This is a genomic window from Blautia parvula (assembly GCF_020215665.1).
In the GTDB taxonomy this organism is placed as follows: domain Bacteria; phylum Bacillota; class Clostridia; order Lachnospirales; family Lachnospiraceae; genus Blautia; species Blautia celeris.
The window spans coordinates 741,206-761,368 of sequence record NZ_CP084061.1; the positions used below are offsets into that span (position 1 = coordinate 741,206).

A 20,163-nucleotide genomic window follows, 5' to 3' on the forward strand; every position below is an offset into this window, starting at 1 on the left:
GGTTTTTCCAGCCCCTTTTTGTACTTTTACAGGTGTAGATTCAGACAGTAACTATTAACAGCCGCGCTTTCATAAAAATGGAGGAGGTAGCCAGATGTTAGAACAGATTGATTTGACAAAAGAGATGGGGAAAGAAGAGTACAAAGAAAAGATGGAGGCTCTGGAAGGGACACTTTCACGTCTGCAGAGGGAATGCAGGGATTTGGGAATCCCGGTCATGATTCTCTTTGAAGGGTTTGGGGCAGCGGGAAAGGGCGTGCAGATCAATAAACTGATACATCCGCTGGATCCCAGGGGGTTTAAAGTTTTTGCTATCAAACAGGAGTCAAAAGAGGAGCGCATGTACCCGTTTTTGTGGCGTTTCTGGACTAAGACGCCGGAAAAAGGCAGGATCGCCATTTTTGATACAAGCTGGTACAGGAGAGTTTCCGTGGACAGGTTTGAGGAGAAGATTTCACCGGAAGAGCTTATGTATGCCTATCAGGAGATCAATACATTTGAGAAGACGCTGACAGATGACGGCGCTGTGCTGATCAAGTTCTTTATGCACATCAGCAGAAAAGAACAGAAAAAGCGTTTTGACGGACTTCTGGATAATAAAGAGACAGCGTGGAGAGTCAGCAAGGCTGATTTGAAGCGCAACGAGGAGTATGGCACCTATAAAGCCATGCTGGAGGAAATGCTGGAGAAGACAGAGACAGAGTGTGCCCCCTGGACCATTATCGAGGCCACGGACCGCCGCTTTGCCACGGTGAAGATTCTTTCCTCTGTTATCGAGAGTCTGACAGAGAAGATAGAGGAAGTTAAGACGGAAAAGCTGGCGAAAGAAGAGGCGCGTAAGGCGGAGGCCGGTGCGGGTGAAGCCGTGAAGGAATACGAACCACTGTCCAGGAAAGTTCTGGAATCCTCCACCCTCAGCAAAGCTGATCTGACACTGTCCTACACAAAGGAAGAATATAAGAAGAAATTAAAAAATCTGCAGGACCGCATGGCAATCCTCCACAGTGAGCTGTACAGCCGCAGAATCCCCGTTGTGCTGGGATTTGAGGGATGGGATGCGGGAGGCAAGGGCGGCGCCATCAAGCGTCTTACAGAGGCCATGGATCCCAGAGGATATGTGGTGAATCCCACGGCGGCTCCCTCTGCTGTGGAGAAGAACCACCATTATCTGTGGCGTTTCTGGAAGGACATGCCAAAGGCAGGCCATGTTGCCATATTTGACCGGACCTGGTACGGAAGGGTGATGGTGGAGCGGATCGAGGGATTCTGCACCAAAGAAGAATGGCAGCGGGCCTACAAGGAGATCAATGATATGGAAGCCCATCTGGCCCATTCCGGAGCGATCGTGCTGAAATTCTGGATGCATATTGACAAGGATGAGCAGGAGCGGAGATTCAAAGAGCGCATGGAAAATCCGGAAAAACAGTGGAAGATCACAGACGAAGACTGGAGAAACCGGGAAAAATGGGACCAGTACGAGGAGGCAGTCAACGAGATGGTCATCCGTACGTCAACCTCCTATGCACCATGGATCATCGTGGAGGGCAATGACAAATATTATGCCCGCATCAAAGTGCTGGAATCTGTTGTGAATGCAATTGAAAGAAGGCTGAAAGAATAGGAATCCGCAGCCATTCCGATGGCCGGAACGCTGCAGGACTCTGATTAAGGATGGAAATTTATGCTAAACTGGTATAAGAATCTGTATGTTGGCGATAATGCAAAAAAGAAACAAAAAAAGCTGATACGGAAGATCAATCAGGGTGCAGGGGTCATTGATATTTATCTGGTGACCCTTGCAGTCAACCCGGCGAATTCCCTGGAAATTATATCTGCAAATTATTTGCTGCAGAAGCCGATCAGGAGAAATTGTCCCATGATCGTGGGACTCTGTTCGGGATATTACGAGGCTGTGGAGCTGGTGGAACAGATTGCAGAAGAAGTCTATGAGGAGACAGGCGCCATGGATATCCGCGGCTGGCTTCTTGAAAAAGCAGCCCGGGAGAAAAAAAGAGACTGACAGGTGGGAAGATGATGCTGATACATATAATTTTGGGTATACTAAAAATAATCGGAATTCTGCTGCTGGTGCTATTGTGTCTGCTTCTTCTCCTTCTGCTGTCGCTGGTCTTTGTACCGGTGCGCTACTACGGAAGCGCTTTCCGGGAGGAGGGAAAGTACGAGGGAAAAGTGAGGGTTTCCTGGCTGTTCCATCTGATCTTTGTCACAGCCAGATACGGTTCCGGGACGGAAGGGTTACAGCTTTCCATCCGTTTTTTGGGAATACCCGTGGATGTGGTATTGAAAAAAATCGCTGCCTGGAGGCAGAAACGACAGAAGAAAAAACCTGAGCTGACAGCAGCGGAGGAGAAAAAAACACCACCGGGGGAAGGCACAGAAACAGAAGAACAGGCAGCTATTCCGGCAAAAAAGCCCCGCAGCGCACAGCAGGCCCTGTTGGAGACTGAGAAGGAAAGCAGCGTAAAGGCTGTCGGGACAGAGATGGACGCTGAGACAAAAAACTCCGCGGAGACAAAAGACTTCGCAGAGAAGAAGAAACCGGCTGAGAAAAAGAATCCGGCTGAGAAAAAGAGTCCGGCTGCGAAACTCCGCAGTGTTTTTGAAAAAATTTCGGAGATCATAAAAAAACTTCTTGGGCTTCCCGGGAAAATAAAAGCGGCTTTTGTAAATTTCAGGCGGACAGCCAAAGAGATTTATGGTAAAATAGAGCAAATCAGGGAACTGCTGGCCTCGGAATCCTTTCTGGGTGCCAAGACATTGGTATTTGGAGAACTGGGTATCATAATGAGGCATGTGCGGCCCAGAAAAATAAAAGGCGACATTTATTTTGGATTTGATGATCCGGCGCTTACAGGGCAGGTGCTGGCAGGAGCCAGTATTTTCTATCCTCTTTACGGCAGAGGACTTTCCCTGCATCCGTATTTTGACAGAGTCATACTGGAAGGACGCGCACAGATCTGGGGAAGAATGTACGGGTTTATGTTTCTCCGTACGGTCTGGAAACTGTTCAGGGATGCCAATGTCAGGGATTTGAGAAAAAAATTTAAAAACAAGTAAACATTAAGGAGGAAATAACTATGGCTTCAGATAATAGTTTCAAGACAACGGTGGATTCCCTCTTCAAGGGAATGGACAGCTTTATCACAACGAAAACAGTGGTAGGGGAGGCGATCACTGTGGGAGACACCATTATCCTTCCGCTGATCGACGTATCCTTCGGCGTGGCTGCAGGTGCATTTGCCGATGACAAGAAGAACAACGGCGGCGGCGGTATGGGCGGCAAGGTCTCCCCAAGCGCAGTGCTGGTGATCTCAGGCGGCAGTACAAAACTGGTCAATGTGAAGAACCAGGACGGCCTTACCAAAATTCTGGATATGGTTCCCGATTTTGTAAATAAATTTACGGACGGCAAAAAAGAGGAAGCGGCAGCAGCAAAAGAGCCTGCAAAGAAAGCAGAATCCGAGAAGAAAGAGGCTGAGGAAGTAGATACAGAAGATAAAACAGAAGAGTAAAGAGGATACAGGACATAAAAAAGCCGCCGGGATGTCATTCATGGCGGCTTTGTGCATATATTAAAGTAAACAGGCAAAAGGAGAAACAGAGAGACTGTGCAGAGACTCATTGGATTTTTACTGTTTTGGATTGGAGTAGGGCTGTTTCTTGCCTTGATATTTCCAAAGAGCTTCCTTATGGTATTACTTGCGGCACTGTGCATGCTGGTGGGATACAACCTGTTCTGCTGCTGAATGAATATAGAAGAGGACAAAAAAAGACCTTGTCTCATCGGACAAGGCCTTTCCTCATTCTTTACGCTCTCTCCACTTTGCCGCTTCTTAAGCAGGAAGTACAAACATACATTTTCTTTGCAGCACCGTTTGCTGTTTTTACTTTAACAGATTTGATGTTGGATTTCCACATCTTGTTTGATCTTCTATGGGAATGGCTCACGTTGTTCCCGAAATGAGCACCTTTTTCACAAATTGCACACTTTGCCATGGTAGCACCTCCTTAACATAGAATAAGTCCGTGTATACAAACTCACAACAATAGTTATTTTAACAGAAGATAACAGGATTTGCAAGTGAAAATATAAAAATTTTAAATTAATATTTCGTTTTTGGGAAAGATATGTTAGAATGGTTCTATGAAAAAGCGGCAGACCGGGGAATACCCCGGGCGGCGGCAAAGAAAAAAGCTATGGAGGTGTCCGTGCATGGATGGACTTGTTGATACAGGATTAGGTAAAATAATGATTGATACGGATGTCATCGCTACTTATGCGGGAAGCGTGGCAGTCGAATGTTTTGGAATCGTAGGCATGGCGGCAGTCAGCATGAAGGACGGGCTGGTTAAGCTCCTGAAGAAAGACAGCCTGAAGCATGGAATCAATGTCATCATCACCGATAATAAAATCACTCTGGAATTTCACGTGATCGTCGCGTACGGCGTCAGCATCTCTGCCGTGTCCGACAATCTCATCAGCAATGTGAAATACCGCGTGGAGGAATTTACCGGTTTGACTATAGAGAAGATCAATATCCTTGTAGAGGGCGTAAGAGTAATCGATTAATTAAGGAGGAAACTTGTTTTGAATACCAATACCGTTGACGCGAAGATGCTTGGCAGGATGTTTCTGGCCGGTGCCAAAAATCTGGAAGCTAAGAAAGAATGGATTAATGAACTGAATGTATTCCCTGTACCGGACGGTGACACGGGAACGAATATGACGCTGACGATTCTGTCTGCCGCTTCTGAAGTAAGTGCTCTTGAGAATCCAACCATGAAGACACTGGCTAAGGCCATCTCTTCCGGTTCCCTGCGCGGGGCAAGAGGAAATTCGGGAGTTATCCTTTCTCAGCTTCTGAGAGGTTTTACAAAAACCATTGAACATTATGATACAGTGGATGCACCTGCCTTTGCAAAAGCGTTTGAAAAGGGTGTGGAAACCGCCTATAAAGCTGTTATGAAGCCAAAAGAGGGTACAATCCTGACAGTTGCCAAGGGCGCGGCTGACAAGGCTCTGGAGATCGCAGAGGACTGCAGGGATCTCAGCAGTTTCTTTGCGGATGTGATCGCCCATGCGGAGCATGTGCTCTCCAGAACACCGGACATGCTTCCTGTTTTAAAAGAGGCAGGCGTTGTGGACTCCGGCGGACAGGGACTGGTGGAGGTTCTGAAAGGTGCCTATGACGGCTATCTGGGTAAAGAGATCGACATGAATTTTGAAAAGCCCAAGTCCTCAGGCATGAGCAAACCGGTGTCCGCGGAGGAGAGCAATATCAAATTCGGCTACTGCACAGAATTTATCATCATGCTGGAAAAGGAATTTCCGGAAAAAGAGGAGCAGACTTTCAAAGAATATCTCATGTCCATCGGAGATTCCCTGGTAGTTGTGGCGGATGATGAAATCGTGAAGGTGCATGTACATACCAATGATCCTGGTATGGCAATCCAAAAAGCCCTGACTTACGGACAGCTCTCCAACATGAAGATTGACAATATGCGCCTGGAGCACCATGAAAAGGTGATCAAAGAGGCTGAGAAGCTGGCAGCACAGCAAAGAGAAGCCGTTCCGGAAAAAGAGGTGGGATTCATCTCTGTATCGGTAGGCGACGGCATGGGAGATATCTTCCGGGATCTGGGCGCTGACTATCTGATCGAAGGCGGCCAGACCATGAATCCAAGTACAGAGGACGTGCTGAAAGCCATTGAGCAGGTACATGCAAAGAATATTTTCGTGTTCCCCAACAATAAAAACATCATTCTGGCAGCCAACCAGGCAAGAGATCTGACAGAAGATAAGAATATCATTGTCATTCCGACCAAGACCATACCCCAGGGTATCACGGCGATGATCAATTATGTGCCGGAGAAGACGGTGGAGCAGAATACAGAGGAGATGCTGCAGTGCATCGGCAATGTGAAGACCGGTCAGGTCACTTATGCGGTGAGGGATACGAAGATCGATGATAAGGAGATTCGCCAGGGCAACATTATGGGAATCGGTGACCATGGCATTTTAGCTGTGGGCGAGGGCGTGGAAGGCATTACCATGGAGACCATTGACGCTATGGTGGATGAGGACACGGAGATCATCAGTGTATACTATGGGTCTGATGTGAGTGCAGAGGATGCACAGCGCCTGGGTGAGAAGCTGGAGGAGCGCTACCCGGATTTTGATGTGGAAGTAAACGACGGCGGTCAGCCGATCTATTATTATGTGGTATCCGTGGAATAACCTGCGGGATTGAAAAATAAGAGGTGTGGACGCGGCTTTGCCTGCTGAAACACCTCTTCTTTACACAAAAAGAAAGACAGCGTGTGAGCCGGAGATGGAGTTACAAAGATGAGAGAAGCAGATGCGATCCGTTCCATCAAGGGGATTGGAGAGAAGACAGAAAAATTATTTGCAAAACTGGGGATACGAAGCGTAGGCGACCTGCTTAGGTACTATCCCAGGGATTACGAGGAATACGCGCAGCCGGTAAGCCTGGCAGAGCTAAAGCCGGGCAAAAAAGCTGCTGTGGCCGGAAGGATAGCCGGAAAAGTGGGGGTGCGCAGTACAGGCAGGCTCACTGTGGTGACGGCAGCTCTGAAAGAGGAGGGACAAAGCCTTTCCCTGACCTGGTATAACATGCCCTTTTTAAGAAACACCATAGCCTCGGGAAGCTGCTACATATTTCGTGGAATGGTCACAGAGAAAAAGGGCCGCCTTACCATGGAGCACCCGGAAGTGTTCACCCCCGAAAAGTACGGGGAAATGCTGCACACCCTGAACCCCATATACGGCCTGACAAAGGGACTGACCAACAAGCTGGTAGTCAAGACCATGCATCAGGCATTGGAGGAGAAGGAGATTGTGCAGGAATATCTGCCTGAGGATTTCCGCAGCCACTATCATCTGGCAGAGTATAATTTTGCAATATCGGAAATTCATTTTCCCAGAGATAAAATGAATATGCTTCTTGGCAGGAGAAGACTTGTTTTTGATGAATTTTTGTTTTTTATACTGGCTGTGCGCATGATGAAAGAGAAGACCCAGGACGCAGTCAGCTATTTTAACATAAAGCCGGTCTGGGAGACAGAGAATGTCATAGAAAACCTTCCCTATCCCCTGACCAATGCCCAGAGGCGTGTCTGGGGAGAGATAGAGCGGGATATGACAGGCCATTCCCTTATGTCAAGGCTGGTGCAGGGGGATGTGGGAAGCGGCAAGACCATTATCGCGTTCTTATCCATGATACTGGCAGCCGTAAACGGTTACCAGTCTGCCCTTATGGTCCCCACAGAGGTTCTGGCAGCACAGCATTTTGAGGCGCTGAAGAAGCTGCTGGAGGAGCAGGGGCTTGCTTATGAACCGGTGCTGCTGACAGGTTCCTGTACTGCGAAGGAAAAGCGGCTGATCTATGAGAAGATATCCTCAGGACAAACCAGAATGGTTGTGGGTACCCATGCCCTGATCCAGGAGAAGGTGCAGTATGAGAATCTGGCCCTGGTGGTCACCGATGAACAGCACCGCTTCGGGGTCAGCCAGAGGGATGATCTCTCTAAAAAGGGGGAGAAGCCTCACGTTCTTGTCATGAGTGCCACACCCATACCAAGGACCCTGGCGATCATTTTGTACGGGGATTTGGATATCTCCGTGATTGACGAGCTTCCGGCCAGAAGGCTGCCCATAAAAAACTGTGTGGTGGATATTTCTTACCGTCCGAAAGCATATGCTTTTATGGAGCGGGAGATTCAGGCAGGAAGACAGGTCTATGTCATCTGCCCCATGGTGGAGGAGAGCGAGGGGCTGGAAGCGGAAAATGTACTGGATTATACACAGCGCCTGCGAGATATCATGCCTCCGCAGATCAGGGTGGAACCTCTTCACGGAAGAATGAAGCCTGCCGAAAAAAATAAGATCATGAGTGCTTTTGCATCCAATGAGATACAGATACTGGTCTCCACCACAGTGGTTGAGGTCGGCGTAAATGTTCCAAATGCCACCGTCATGATGGTGGAGAATGCGGAGCGGTTTGGCCTGGCCCAGCTTCACCAGCTCAGGGGACGCGTAGGACGAGGAGAACATCAGTCGTACTGTATCTTTATGCAGGGGCAGGATGCCCGGGAGACAAAGGAGCGTCTGGAGATCCTGGTAAAATCCAATGACGGCTTTGAGATCGCAGGGGAGGATCTGCGGCTTCGGGGACCCGGGGATCTGTTCGGAATCCGGCAGAGCGGGGATATGGAATTTGCGCTGGCTGACATTTACCAGGATGCACAGGTGCTGAAGGAGGCCAGTGAGGCGGGAGGCGCGATCCTCAAGCTGGACCCGGATCTGTCACTGGAACAACACAGAAGGCTCAGAGAACGTCTTCTGGATTATGCGAAGGAACGGCTGGAGCTGCCGGGACTATAGAGAAAAAGGTGTGACAGCATGAAGAAGAATGCGTTAGCAAAAGATTTTTTTATGGAGATAAAAAAGACAAGGAACCGGTTTCTGTCCATAATGCTTATTGCGGCACTGGGCGTGGCCTTTTTTGCCGGTGTAAGGGCAGCGGCCCCGGATATGAATATGTCGGCAGACCTTCTGTATGACAAGAGCAATTTCATGGATATCCGCGTGCTGAGTGACCTGGGCCTGACGGAGAAGGACATAGATGCGATCCGGGATATAAAGGGTGTGGAGTCCGTGCGGGGCGGCTACAGCGCGGATGTGCTGTGCAGTACGGAAGAAGCACAGCTTGTTGTGCGCATGATGTCAGCCTATGAGGATATCAATAAGATAACAGTAAAGCAGGGCCGTATGCCCGAAAAAAAGGATGAATGCCTTGCGGATGAACGGTTCTTGAGTCTTTCCGGATATAAAATCGGAGATACGATCTCTGTGAAATCCGGTACAGATGATGACATAGCAGATACGCTTGCTGTCACAGAATACAAGATTGTGGGAAGCGGAACGACTGCCTATTATCTCAGCCTGGACAGGGGCACCAGCAAAATAGGAAACGGCGAGCTGAGCAGTTTCCTGGTCATTCCGGCAGAAAGCTTTTCCCTGGAGGTCTATACAGAGGCTGTGATACGGGTGGCGGGAGCAAAAGAGCTTTTATCAGGTTCAGATAAGTACGAGGATACCGTAAAAGAGGTGGAGGACCATCTGGATGCCATAGCGGACGGACGCTGTGATATCCGCTACGAGTCTGTCTATCGGGAAGGACAGGAAAAGCTGGATGATGCATCTGCAGAGATAGAGGAGAACCAGCAGAAGCTGGAGGATGCCAAAAAGGAATTGGATGACGGGGAAAAAGAACTTGCGGACGCCCAGCAAAAGCTTGACGATGCCAAAAAAGAGCTGCAGACAGCCAGGGATAAACTGACTGACGGGGAGGCTCAGCTTGCGGATGGGGAAGCACAGGCCGCAGACGGGGAGAACCAGCTTGCAGACGGCTGGAATACCTACTATGAAAATGCCTCCACACTGGAGGAGAAGAGCCGGGAGCTGGAGGAGGCAGAAGCCCAGACAGCGGACGGCGAGAATCAGATCGCAGAGGGATGGCAGGAGCTTGACGCACAGAAGGCAGCTCTTTCTGACGGTCGCAGCCAGTTGGAGGAAGGCAAAGCCCAGATCGCCCAGGGCAGGCAGCAGCTTACAGACGGCATTGCCCAGACGGAGGCAGGCATTGCCCAGGTAGAGCAGAAGATTCAGGAGATAGAGGCCGGACTCCCGGCTGTCCGGGACGGCATAGCAAAGGTTACGGACGGCATTCATCAGGCGGAAGCAGGGATCGCGGATCTGGAACAGAAGCAGGTGGTTGTTCAGGCAGGAATCGCCCAGTTGGAAGAGCAGCTTGCCGCTGTCCCCCCTGAGGCAGAGGATATCCGGCAGCAGTTGGAGGAGCAGTTAAATGAAGCCAGAGAGCAGGAAGCCCAGATTGAGGCAGGTATCTCTGCGGCCTCAGGACAGCTTGCGGATCTTCAGAATACCCTGCAGCAGTTAGAGGAGCAGAAAGCCCAGATGGACAATGCCTTACCTCAGTTAAAAGAGCAGCAGCAGACCTTGCCGGCTGCACTGGAGGAGCTGAAAAAGCAGCTCGACCAACTTGATGCCCAGGCGGAAACCCTGGCAGAAAAGGAGGCAGAGCTTGCAGACGGAGAGGACCAGATTGCCCAGGCAGAGGTACTGCTTACGGAAAAGGAAGCAGAACTTGCAGCGGGAAAGGCCCAGATAGAGGACGGGGCAGCTCAGCTTGCGGATGGAGAAAATCAGCTTGATGAGGCCAGGGAGCTTCTGGAATCCAAAGAGCAGGAGCTTGCGGACGCAAAGGCTCAGATCGCGCAGTCAAGAAAAGAGCTTGAGGATGGAAAGGCCCAGCTTGCGGACGGGGAGAAGGAGATCGCGGACGGGGAGTCTGAGATTGAAAAGAACCGGAAGAAGCTTGCGGACGGACGCAGGGAATATGAGGAAAAGAAGGCGGATGCGGATGAGAAGATTGCAGATGCCAGGCAGAAGGTGGCAGACGGGCAGAAGGATCTGGATGATTTGGAGGTGCCAAAATGGTATATTCTCAACCGTGATTTCATACAGACTTATGTGGAATACGAGCAGGATGCAGACAGGATAAAGGCCATAGGAGACGTATTTCCGGCGATCTTTTTCCTGGTCGCAGCCCTGATATGCCTTACCACCATGACAAGAATGGTGGAGGAGGAGAGAACCCAGATCGGAACGCTGAAAGCACTTGGATACAGCAAACTCTCCATCGCGGCAAAGTATCTGTGTTACGCGCTTCTGGCATCCCTCATTGGCAGTCTGGCGGGACTGGTGGCAGGGCAGAAGATACTGCCCCCTGTCATCATCAATGCCTATGGTATCCTCTACAACAATCTTCCTGAGGCGGTGGCACCGCTGCACGCGGGATATTCCATATCCTCCACTCTGCTGGCCATTGCCTGTACTACCGCGGCAGCCGGAATCGCCTGTTATAAGGAACTGATGTCCACACCGGCAACCCTGATGCGTCCCGCGGCTCCGAAGTCGGGGAAAAGAGTGCTGCTGGAACGTGTGGGAATCATTTGGAACCACCTGAGCTTTACCAACAAGTCCACGGTCCGGAACCTGTTCCGGTATAAAAAGCGGTTTTTCATGACGGTTCTGGGCATCGGCGGCTGTATGGGACTTTTGCTGGTGGGATTCGGCGTGAAGGATTCGGTCCGCTCCATCGGTACGATCCAGTACAATGACCTGTTGTCCTACCACGCAGAGATTGTATTAGAGGATAAAACCACACCGGAGGAAAAAGAGGAAGTGATGGACGCCATGGAAAAGGATAAGGATATCAAATCCTTTATGGCAGTTTACAAGACCTCCATGGATATCGAAAATGAGAAAGAGGATGTGACCAAAAGCGCCTATGTGATGGTGCCTGAGAATGCAAAGGAATTTAAAAAATATGCCGACCTGCGCAGCCGTACGACGAAGGAGCATTACGAGCTTTCCGATGACGGGATCATCATATCAGAGAAGCTGGCAAAGCTGCTGGATGTGAAGGAGGGCGACACTGTGGTTCTGAAGGAGGAGGAGACAGATCATTTTGAGGTGAAGGTTTCCCATATCACGGAGAACTATTTCCTCCATTACATCTACATCTCTCCTGAGCTGTACGGCAAAGTATTCGGGGAAACGCCGGAATTTGTGGACTATCTTACAATCAATACTTCCACGGACAGCGCATTTGAAGACAGCATGCAGGAGAAATATATGGCCTATGATCAGGTATCTGAGGTCTCATTTATTACAAAGACAGCGGACAGGATCGCCAATATGCTGAAAAGCCTGGATACGGTCATCTATGTGCTGGTCATCGCCGCGGGTCTTCTGGCATTTGTTGTTCTGTACAATCTGAATAATATTAATATCAGTGAGCGTATCAGGGAGCTGGCAACCCTGAAGGTTCTGGGTTTTTATGATATGGAGGTATCCAGATACGTGCTCAGGGAGAATGTGTGCCTGACTTTGATTGGTTGTTTTCTGGGAATTTTCTTCGGAAAAATCCTGCATCGGTTCGTGATTCTGACTGCCGAGACAGATATTATGATGTTCGGCAGAGACATAGAAATCATCAGTTTTGTGTACAGTATCCTGATCACTTTATTCTTTTCAGCAGTGGTAAATTTCTTCATGCATTTCCGTCTGAAAAAGGTGGATATGGTGGAGTCCATGAAAAGTGTAGAGTAAAAAACTTGAAATTTTCCCGGAAAAGGTATATGATTAACGGGAAAATCGAAATTTCAAAGGGTATGTAAAAGGAGGAGATTTATTATGCCTATTAAGAAATCAACGACAAAAGCAGCTGCGACAGAGGCTGTGAAGACAACGACCGAAGAGAAGAAGACAGAGGCAGCAAAAGCTGCAGAACCAGTAAAAGCTGCAAAAACACCAGAGAAAAAACAGCCTGTAAAACGTGCCGCTGCAAAGAAAGCCGTAGCTGAGAAAAAAGCAGCCGTAAAACCTGCCGCAAAAGCTGCGGAAGCAAAGAAATTTGTTTATGTTCAGTGCCTGGGCAACGAATACAAGGTTGAAGATATTGAAAACAGTGTAAAAAAAGCATGGATGGACGAGACCGGAAAAAAAGAGAGCGACATCAAAGAAATGCAGATTTACATCAAACCGGAAGAGAACGCCGCTTACTATGTGATCAACAATGAATACAAAGAAGGCGGAAATAAAGTGGATTTATAAGAACTTATTTTCAACGGGTTTTATGTAAAAGGAAAAGAGGGAGCTCCTTCATGCGGAAGAAGCGCCCTCTTTTTTGAATGAGTGATCATTCAACTTTTTTCTGAGAAAGTATGTTTCTCAGGCAGGACGAAGATTAAAGCTGAGTAGATCCGCTTGACATCTGTCTTTCCTGTGCTTCGATCATTTTCTTAACCATATAACCACCAACGGAACCGTTCTGTTTGGAAGTCAGGTTTCCGTTGTAACCGTCTGTAAGCGGTACACCTAACTCGTTGGCTACCTCATATTTGAAACGGTTTAATGCACTCTTTGCTTCGGGTACTGCTGCGCTGTTAGAAGAATTTGTGTTAGACATGTTTTTCTTCCTCCTTAAATGTTTTGTTTTTTTGTTACAATGGTAGTATGTGATTTATTACTTTTTTTACACCTAGAAGTTCTTTCAAGTTTTGACAAATTTTGTGAATTGTATTACAATAGTGATTCGGTGAATAAAACATTTAATTTGCGTAAGGGGATTTGTATAATTCTGTAAAATATGTATAAAATTTAAAATAATAATTGCAGTTAGTTGTTATATTTGCTATAATTGTTCTGATAAAAGAAAATGAGGATGATAGAATATGAATGTTGGTATTATAGCGCACAACAGTAAAAAACCTCTGATTGAAGATTTTTGTATTGCTTATAAGAATATTCTGGCAAAACACCAGGTCTATGCCACCGGAACCACAGGCAGAAGGATTGAAGAAGTGACCAATCTGCATGTGCATAAATTCCTTCCGGGAAGCATGGGCGGCGATAAGCAGTTTACGGAGATGATAGAACGCGGTGATATAGATATGGTGATCTTTTTCTATAACCCGGCTATGATCGATCAGAAAGAACCGGATGTCTACCAGATATCACGGTGCTGTGACCAGTACAATATCCCTATCGCTACAAACATCGCTACAGCGGAATCCCTGATACTGGGACTTGACCAGGGGGATCTGGACTGGCGTATGAATAAGTAGAGAAAAGGAATTACAACAAGATGAGAGTGATTGCAGGAAGTGCAAAGAGTATGCCCCTCAAGACAATCCCCGGTACGGACACCCGGCCGACCACCGACAGAATCAAGGAAACGCTGTTCAATATGCTGCAGCCGTATCTGTGTGACTGCCGGTTCCTGGATATATTTTCAGGCAGCGGTGCCATCGGGATTGAAGCATTGAGCAGAGGGGCATATTCGTGTGTCTTTATAGAAAAAAATAAAAAAGCGGCAGAGTGTATCCGGGAAAATCTGAAATTTACCCGGCTTGCTGACAGCGCAGAACTTTACTGCCAGGACGTATTTTCCGCCCTGGGTGTTCTGGAGGGCAGTGAGCCCTTCGGCTGTATTTTCATGGACCCTCCCTATAACAGGGAACTGGAAAAACAGGTGCTTTCGGTGCTTTCCAAAGCATCCTATGTGGATGAGGACACCCTGATTGTGGTGGAAGCCTCCTTAGAGACACCTTTTGATTATCTGGAAGAGTATGGCTTCACAATGGTAAAAGACAAGAGATACAAGACGAACCGGCACATTTTCCTGAGAAAGGCATGAGATACGAGCAATGGTGAGAGCAATTTATCCGGGCAGTTTTGACCCGGCAACTTTTGGACATCTGGACGTGATAAGGAGAGCAGCGGAACTTTTTGATGAGGTAATTGTTGGAGTTTTGATGAATTCTGAAAAAAGTCCGTTGTTTTCTGTGGAAGAACGTGTTAATATATTAAAGAAAGTGACGGCAGATATCCCGAACCTGAAGATAACATCCTTTTCAGGCTTGTCGGTGAATTTTGCCAGAAGCTGTGATGCCAAGGTGATTATCCGCGGTCTGCGGGCAATTACCGATTTTGAATATGAACTGCAGATGGCGCAGACCAACCGGGTGCTTGCCAGAGATGTGGATACCATGTTTCTGACTACCAGCCTGGAGTACGCTTATCTGAGTTCCACCACTGTAAAAGAAGCCGCCTATTTCGGCGCGGATATTTCCAAGTTCGCTCCGGAATACGTCGTTGAAAAAGTGAGAGAGAAATTCGCACAGAAGGAAAAAAAGTAAGAATACAATAAGGAGAATGATTATGAGTAGCAGAATTGAACAGATTATCGAAGAAATTGAAGAATATGTAGAGAGCTGCAAATATCAGCCATTGTCCACCACGAAAATCGTAGTGAACAAGGAAGAATTAGAAGAACTGCTTCGTGAACTGCGTATGAAGACTCCGGATGAAATCAAGAGATACCAGAAGATCATCAGCAATAAGGATGCCATCCTGGCTGATGCCCAGGCTAAGGCAGACGCTATCATCGCTGAGACAAAAGTGCAGGTACAGGAGATGGTAAAAGAGTCTGAGGTGATGCAGCAGGCATACGCGCAGGCCAATGAGACTGTGAATACTGCTAACCGTCAGGCACAGGATATCATTGACGCGGCAACAAACGATGCCAACAATCTGCGCCTCAGTGCAATTTCCTATACCGATGAAATGATGGCTAACATGGGTCAGATCATGGCGAATACTCTTGAGGATGCCGGTTCCAAATACAATGAGTTCGTACGTTCCCTGCAGGCTTCTCTGGATGTGATCAACAGAAACAGAAGCGAACTGCAGCCTCAGTTAGGAGGCGTTGCGCCGGTACAGGAGGCTGCACCGGAGACTGAGGGCGTTTCCCTGGATGACGATGATTTAGATGATTTCGACGAATAAGAATGCCAGAAGGCCTGTGAGCAGAAAGTTTGTAAGCTTTGCCCATACATAAGGCCCGAAGGACAGGTCTGTTCCCGCAAGCATGGACTTTGTCTGGGCTGCAACGCAGATGCCGCCGAAGGCGGTGATCCCCAGCAGCATGGGGTATAAAAAAGTAAGACTCCAGCCGGTGCCTGCCAGGGCAGTGATTCCGGTGGTCATTTCCGTGACACCGCACATGACATACATAACCGGCCCGAGAGGTGTAAATACTTTTTTGATGACACCCTGGAAGACAGAAAAGAGGATGATATATCCTCCCAGTTTTGTGATGGACTCAAATCCGTTCATAATAGAGGTATCCAGAATTTCTCCCAGTGGGGATTGGATGGATATCTCTTTTTCATTTCCTGCCGGGGGGCAGGTGTCAGCGGCAATGGCGCTGTGGTCTGCTTTCTTTCGGAAGAGAAGGCAGCACAGGTAGTTGGCAAGATAAATGATGCAGTAGGTGGGAAGGATCAGTGCTTTCTGTCCCAGCGCCTGCAGGCAGACATAGGAGGAGAGAAAGGACGGGCCAGGGTGATTGGCAAAGGTGAGAAGGTATTCTGCCTCTTTTTTGGAAATCCGGTTTTCCCGGTAGAGGTCAGCCGTCACCTTGGCGCCCATGGGATAGCCGCAGACAAATCCCAGAAGCAGTGCGTAGGCGCCGTCACAGGTAAGGGCAAAAAAGCGGTGCCACAGGCCTGACGGTATGCGGATCCATTTTTTCAGCAGGTCAGTCCGGATCAGCAGGTTTGAAATGATCATGAAGGGCAGCAGAGAAGGCAGCAGGGTCTCAAACCACAGCATCAGGCCGGAAGCTGCACAGGTAAATGAGGTGTCCGGGAATAGGAGGAGAAAGGATAGCATAATTAGGAAGGGGAGTAGGAATAGAAAACGTTTCATAGAGGGAGCTCCTGGGGTTTTTTTAATTATATGCGGGGGTATGAGGATGAATGCGGACGGAAGTGTATGGGAGGAGGATGTGTTTTGAAGGACTTACAGCGGGTGTAAGTTGCTTTGTTTTTGGTGCTTTTTGAATGTTTTACTATAGCTAAAAAGTTTATATGTTTTAGACTTCCGGAGAAAAGGAGCAGGGGTGGCGGGGGGAAGCTGTCTGTGTCAGTGAGGCTAAGTGGAGGAGGCTGTGAGATCCACCGATTACGGAGACTTAGGCGCGAAGCCTATGCTGAGCGTCTTAGCCGCAGTTATCGGTTAGCTCACTGCTTCCGGAACCTCGAGCGGACACAGACAGCTTCCCCCCGCCGCCCCGTCCGTGAGCCACCAAACTAAAACAGGTAAAAATCCCCCATCCCCTTGCCAAGCGGGGGAGAATGTGACAAAATAGAAGACAGCAGAGGAATAAAATTACAGGAGGAATCAATATGTCAGTATTAGAAAATCTGAAACCGGAAAGAGTGTTCCATTATTTTGAGGAGATCACAAAAATTCCTCATGGTTCCGGCAATACACAGCAGATCAGTGATTATCTTGCGGCTTTCGCCAAAGAACACAGCCTTCGCTATATACAGGATGAGAGAGGGAATGTGATCATTTTTAAGGATGCAGCCAGTGGATATGAGAATGCACCGGGAGTGATTCTGCAGGGGCATGTGGATATGGTGTGCGAGAAGCTTCCGGGCAGTACACATGATTTTACGAAGGATCCGCTCACACTTTTTGTGGAGGGCGATATTATACATGCGGACGGTACGACTCTGGGCGGGGATGACGGCATTGCCGTGGCCTATGAGCTGGCCATTCTGGAGGATGATAAACTGCAGCATCCGGCCATTGAGGCTGTGTTTACCGTGGATGAGGAAATCGGACTTCTGGGCGCATCCGCACTGGATACTGCCCCGTTAAAGGGAAAATACCTGATCAATCTGGACTCCGAGGAGGAGGGAATCCTCTGGGCAGGCTGTGCAGGCGGTATGACTAGTATCAGCGAGCTGCCTGTTAATTATCAGGAGAGGACAGGAATCCGCTATGATATCAAGGTGGATGGACTTCTGGGAGGGCATTCCGGAGCGGAGATTGATAAGATCCGGGCAAATGCCACACTGCTTCTGGCCAGATTTCTCCACGAATTCAGAGAGTTCGGAGAGTTTGGGCTGATTTCTTTGAGCGGCGGACAAAAGGACAATGCCATTCCGCGCCAGGCAGAGGCATCCGTGCTGACAGAACAGGAAGACGGGGAAAAGCTGGTGAGCTATGCGGCAGAGTTTACACAGATGCTGAGAAAAGAGTATACAGGTACAGATGAGGGTATCACAGTGACGGCTGTATGCCGGGGTGAGCAGACGGAACAGGTGCTTCATCCTGTAAGCCAGGAAAAAGTAATCTTCTTCCTTATGAATTATCCCAATGGTATTCAGAAAATGTGCGGTTTCATTGACGGGCTTGTGGAGACTTCCTGCAATGTGGGGGTTACAAGACTGGAAAGTGAGTGCCTGGCCTGCTCCACCAGCGTGAGAAGCTCCGCAGGTTCTGCCAAGAAGGCGCTGGCAGGAAAGATTCAGTACCTGACTGAATTTCTGGGAGGTGAGTACCATGTGGAAGGAGATTATCCGTCATGGGAGTACCGCCAGGATTCTGTCCTGCGTCCGCTGATGGTACAGGTATATAAAGAAATGTATAAGGAGGAGCCTGCTGTCCAGGTGATTCATGCAGGTCTGGAATGCGGTCTGTTCTATGAGAAGATCCCGGGGCTTGACTGTATCTCCATCGGACCGAATATGAAGGATATCCATACTTCTGAGGAGACACTTTCCATCTCCTCCACAGCAAGGGTCTATGAGTATCTGCTGGAAGTATTGAAAAGATTGAAATAATAGAAAGCACGCTCTGCGAATTTTCTATTGTCATAAATAATTGGAATATTTTCCCCTGTCTGTTCATAAAATGATATGTACGGGTAAGAGCCGATCTTTACAGGCTCTGGTACAGGCACAGCCGAATTTTATGTCAGATGGGGGAATTTTTGTGCGGAAATGGATACTGTTTTTTCTGATTTTGGTGTTTGCGGATGTTTTTGCCATCAGTTCCCTGAAAGAACATGTTTCCCTGGATACCCTGCGTGAGGCCGGTATTCCTGTGGAGGAGATGGAGAAAGCGGGAATGTCTCCAAGAGAAATGCGGCTATATCTGCCTTTCTGGCAGGATATGGAGTATTTTCCCCTTGCAGTCCGCCCTCAGGAAAGGGAAGATCCGTTTTCCTTTACGGATACCTGGATGGAGGAGCGGAATTATGGAGGAAAGCGGAAACATGAAGGCTGCGACATTTTCGGTAAAGCAATGCTTTCCGGGTATTACCCTGTCATCAGCATCACGGACGGAACCGTGGAGAAAGTGGGATGGCTCCCTTTGGGCGGCTGGAGGATTGGAATCCGAAGTCCGAAAGGCGGCTATTTTTACTATGCCCATCTGAGCGGTTACGGCAGAGAATTTTTGGAGGGGGAATCTGTGAAGGCGGGAGAGCTTCTGGGATTTTTAGGTGACAGCGGATATGGTGAGGAGGGGACCTGCGGAAAGTTTGCACCCCATTTACATATGGGATTATACACAAGATACGGTCAGGATGAGGAATATGCTCTGAACCCGTACCCTGTGCTTGTATACCTGAAGGATCATACAAAGGAGATAAGTTACTGAATTTCTATGGTGAGAGTTATAGAAATATGCTATACTTAAAATACCTTACGCGAAAACCGGGCCGTTATAGGGAAAACAAAGCGCGCGGCTCCGGATACCCACTTGGGCACCCCGCAGATTGTGCCGCAGCAGACGCGGCAATGATAAGGGATAGAAAAACAGGCGCACTGGTAAGGAGTAATGTCTTATGGAGATACATTTATGGCGTGAACTGCTGATTCCGTATGAACTTGCTGTCAAAGAGCTGGTTATTAAATTCAACCATCTGAAGAAGGAGCACAAAGAAAAGGACCTGTACTCCCCCATTGAACAAGTCAGCGGAAGAGTCAAAACGATCAACAGTATTCTGGAAAAAATGCAGAGAAAAAATATATCCTGGGCAGACCTGGAGGAGAAGGTGGAAGATATTGCCGGCATCCGGGTGATCTGCCAGTTTTATGAAGATATTGAAAAAGTGGCAGAGATCATAAGAAAGCGCCGGGATATGCAGGTGGTGGAGGAGAAGGATTATCTCACACACATGAAGGAGAGCGGCTACAGAAGCTATCATATGATCGTTCTGTATCATGTGGAGACTCTGGATGGCCCGAAAGACATCAGGGCTGAGATCCAGATCCGGACACTTGCCATGAATTTCTGGGCTACCATCGAACATTCCCTGCAATATAAGTATAAGGGAAATATGCCGCCTCACTTAAAGGCGCGGTTAAATCATGCAGCCCAGTCCATACTGCTTCTGGACGAGGAAATGTCTTCTGTCCGGAATGAGGTTATGGATGCCCAGAATTCCATGCTGCACCAGTCTAATCTGGTGTCAGGGATTCTGAATAATATTGAGAATCTATACCACTATTCCAACAAGAGGGAAGTGGCAAAAATACAGGATGAGTTTTACCGGATTTATGAGACTAAGGATTTATCCAGACTGGAACGGTTCCACCGGGAGCTGGATATTATCGCTGAGGGCTATCGGGCCCAGGCAGTAGCTACAGAAGAAATTATGTAAAAAG

General features: G+C 48.3%; 18 protein-coding genes and 1 pseudogene. 16 read left to right on the top strand and 3 right to left on the bottom strand.

Features of this window, described 5'->3' with window-relative positions:
- Window positions 1-94 precede the first annotated feature (94 nt).
- Genes pap through LC508_RS03560 form a run of 4 tightly spaced genes read left to right on the top strand, consistent with a single transcriptional unit; the run spans window position 95 to window position 3,533 of the window.
- Window positions 95-1,621, top strand: a complete 1,527-nt coding sequence (gene pap / locus LC508_RS03545; protein WP_103732087.1) for a polyphosphate:AMP phosphotransferase — start codon at window positions 95-97, stop codon at window positions 1,619-1,621.
- A gap of 60 nt (window positions 1,622-1,681) precedes the next feature.
- Window positions 1,682-2,020, top strand: coding sequence for a hypothetical protein (locus tag LC508_RS03550; RefSeq protein ID WP_103732086.1), 339 nt, complete (start codon window positions 1,682-1,684; stop codon window positions 2,018-2,020).
- 11 nt (window positions 2,021-2,031) lie between these two features.
- Window positions 2,032-3,078 carry a hypothetical protein gene (locus LC508_RS03555; protein ID WP_147398944.1) on the top strand — a complete coding sequence of 349 codons (1,047 nt, stop codon included), beginning with the start codon at window positions 2,032-2,034 and terminating at the stop codon, window positions 3,076-3,078.
- 20 nt (window positions 3,079-3,098) lie between these two features.
- Window positions 3,099-3,533 (top strand): GerW family sporulation protein, encoded by a 435-nt coding sequence (locus LC508_RS03560; RefSeq protein WP_054351290.1) that lies wholly within the window; start codon window positions 3,099-3,101, stop codon window positions 3,531-3,533.
- A 295-nt stretch (window positions 3,534-3,828) separates the two neighbouring features.
- Here LC508_RS03560 and rpmB read toward each other — a convergent pair whose 3' ends face one another.
- Window positions 3,829-4,017: a 50S ribosomal protein L28 gene (gene rpmB / locus LC508_RS03565; protein WP_018598007.1), complete on the bottom strand. Its 189-nt coding sequence runs from the start codon at window positions 4,015-4,017 to the stop codon at window positions 3,829-3,831.
- Between the two features lie 217 nt (window positions 4,018-4,234).
- Here rpmB and LC508_RS03570 point away from each other — a divergent pair, with 217 nt between their 5' ends.
- The 5 genes from LC508_RS03570 to LC508_RS03590 all read left to right on the top strand — a co-directional run bounded on the left by LC508_RS03570 (window position 4,235) and on the right by LC508_RS03590 (window position 12,745).
- Window positions 4,235-4,591 carry an Asp23/Gls24 family envelope stress response protein gene (locus LC508_RS03570; protein ID WP_033141735.1) on the top strand — a complete coding sequence of 119 codons (357 nt, stop codon included), beginning with the start codon at window positions 4,235-4,237 and terminating at the stop codon, window positions 4,589-4,591.
- Window positions 4,592-4,609: 18 nt separating this feature from the next.
- The gene (locus LC508_RS03575) at window positions 4,610-6,259 is read left to right on the top strand and encodes a DAK2 domain-containing protein (RefSeq protein WP_033141734.1); all 1,650 of its coding nucleotides are present in this window, start codon (window positions 4,610-4,612) and stop codon (window positions 6,257-6,259) included.
- 108 nt (window positions 6,260-6,367) lie between these two features.
- A complete protein-coding gene (gene recG / locus LC508_RS03580) occupies window positions 6,368-8,425 on the top strand; it encodes an ATP-dependent DNA helicase RecG (RefSeq protein WP_103732462.1) in 2,058 nt (685 codons plus the stop codon).
- Between the two features lie 18 nt (window positions 8,426-8,443).
- Window positions 8,444-12,241: an FtsX-like permease family protein gene (locus LC508_RS03585; protein WP_033141732.1), complete on the top strand. Its 3,798-nt coding sequence runs from the start codon at window positions 8,444-8,446 to the stop codon at window positions 12,239-12,241.
- Window positions 12,242-12,325: 84 nt separating this feature from the next.
- Window positions 12,326-12,745, top strand: coding sequence for a DUF6465 family protein (locus LC508_RS03590; protein WP_033141731.1), 420 nt, complete (start codon window positions 12,326-12,328; stop codon window positions 12,743-12,745).
- Between the two features lie 133 nt (window positions 12,746-12,878).
- Here the strand turns inward: LC508_RS03590 and LC508_RS03595 are convergent, their stop codons facing one another.
- Window positions 12,879-13,100, bottom strand: a complete 222-nt coding sequence (locus tag LC508_RS03595) for an alpha/beta-type small acid-soluble spore protein (RefSeq protein ID WP_033141730.1) — start codon at window positions 13,098-13,100, stop codon at window positions 12,879-12,881.
- A 265-nt stretch (window positions 13,101-13,365) separates the two neighbouring features.
- Here LC508_RS03595 and LC508_RS03600 point away from each other — a divergent pair, with 265 nt between their 5' ends.
- The 4 genes and pseudogenes from LC508_RS03600 (at window position 13,366) to LC508_RS03615 (ending at window position 15,481) form a co-directional block, all read left to right on the top strand.
- Window positions 13,366-13,758, top strand: coding sequence for a methylglyoxal synthase (locus LC508_RS03600; protein ID WP_033141729.1), 393 nt, complete (start codon window positions 13,366-13,368; stop codon window positions 13,756-13,758).
- A gap of 14 nt (window positions 13,759-13,772) precedes the next feature.
- Window positions 13,773-14,330, top strand: a pseudogene (rsmD, locus tag LC508_RS03605) (16S rRNA (guanine(966)-N(2))-methyltransferase RsmD); the annotation flags it as partial.
- Window positions 14,331-14,340: 10 nt separating this feature from the next.
- Complete coding sequence (coaD, locus tag LC508_RS03610; RefSeq protein WP_033141727.1) at window positions 14,341-14,832, top strand: pantetheine-phosphate adenylyltransferase; 492 nt, start codon at window positions 14,341-14,343, stop codon at window positions 14,830-14,832.
- Between the two features lie 22 nt (window positions 14,833-14,854).
- On the top strand, window positions 14,855-15,481 hold the full coding sequence (locus tag LC508_RS03615; protein WP_033141726.1) for a hypothetical protein: 627 nt from the start codon (window positions 14,855-14,857) through the stop codon (window positions 15,479-15,481).
- Here the strand turns inward: LC508_RS03615 and LC508_RS03620 are convergent.
- Window positions 15,461-16,405 (bottom strand): sporulation protein, encoded by a 945-nt coding sequence (locus LC508_RS03620; protein WP_033141725.1) that lies wholly within the window; start codon window positions 16,403-16,405, stop codon window positions 15,461-15,463. The two genes, LC508_RS03615 and LC508_RS03620, sit on opposite strands and share 21 nt — an antisense overlap.
- Before the next feature lie 479 nt (window positions 16,406-16,884).
- Between LC508_RS03620 and LC508_RS03625 the strand changes: the two genes are divergently transcribed.
- From LC508_RS03625 to LC508_RS03635, 3 genes are all read left to right on the top strand, one after another.
- Entirely contained in the window at window positions 16,885-18,333 is a 1,449-nt protein-coding gene (locus LC508_RS03625; protein ID WP_054351298.1) for an aminoacyl-histidine dipeptidase, read from the top strand.
- Between the two features lie 151 nt (window positions 18,334-18,484).
- Window positions 18,485-19,153, top strand: coding sequence for a M23 family metallopeptidase (locus tag LC508_RS03630; RefSeq protein WP_225305309.1), 669 nt, complete (start codon window positions 18,485-18,487; stop codon window positions 19,151-19,153).
- Between the two features lie 187 nt (window positions 19,154-19,340).
- Window positions 19,341-20,159, top strand: coding sequence for a GTP pyrophosphokinase (locus LC508_RS03635; RefSeq protein WP_033139453.1), 819 nt, complete (start codon window positions 19,341-19,343; stop codon window positions 20,157-20,159).
- The last annotated feature ends 4 nt before the right edge of the window (window positions 20,160-20,163 follow it).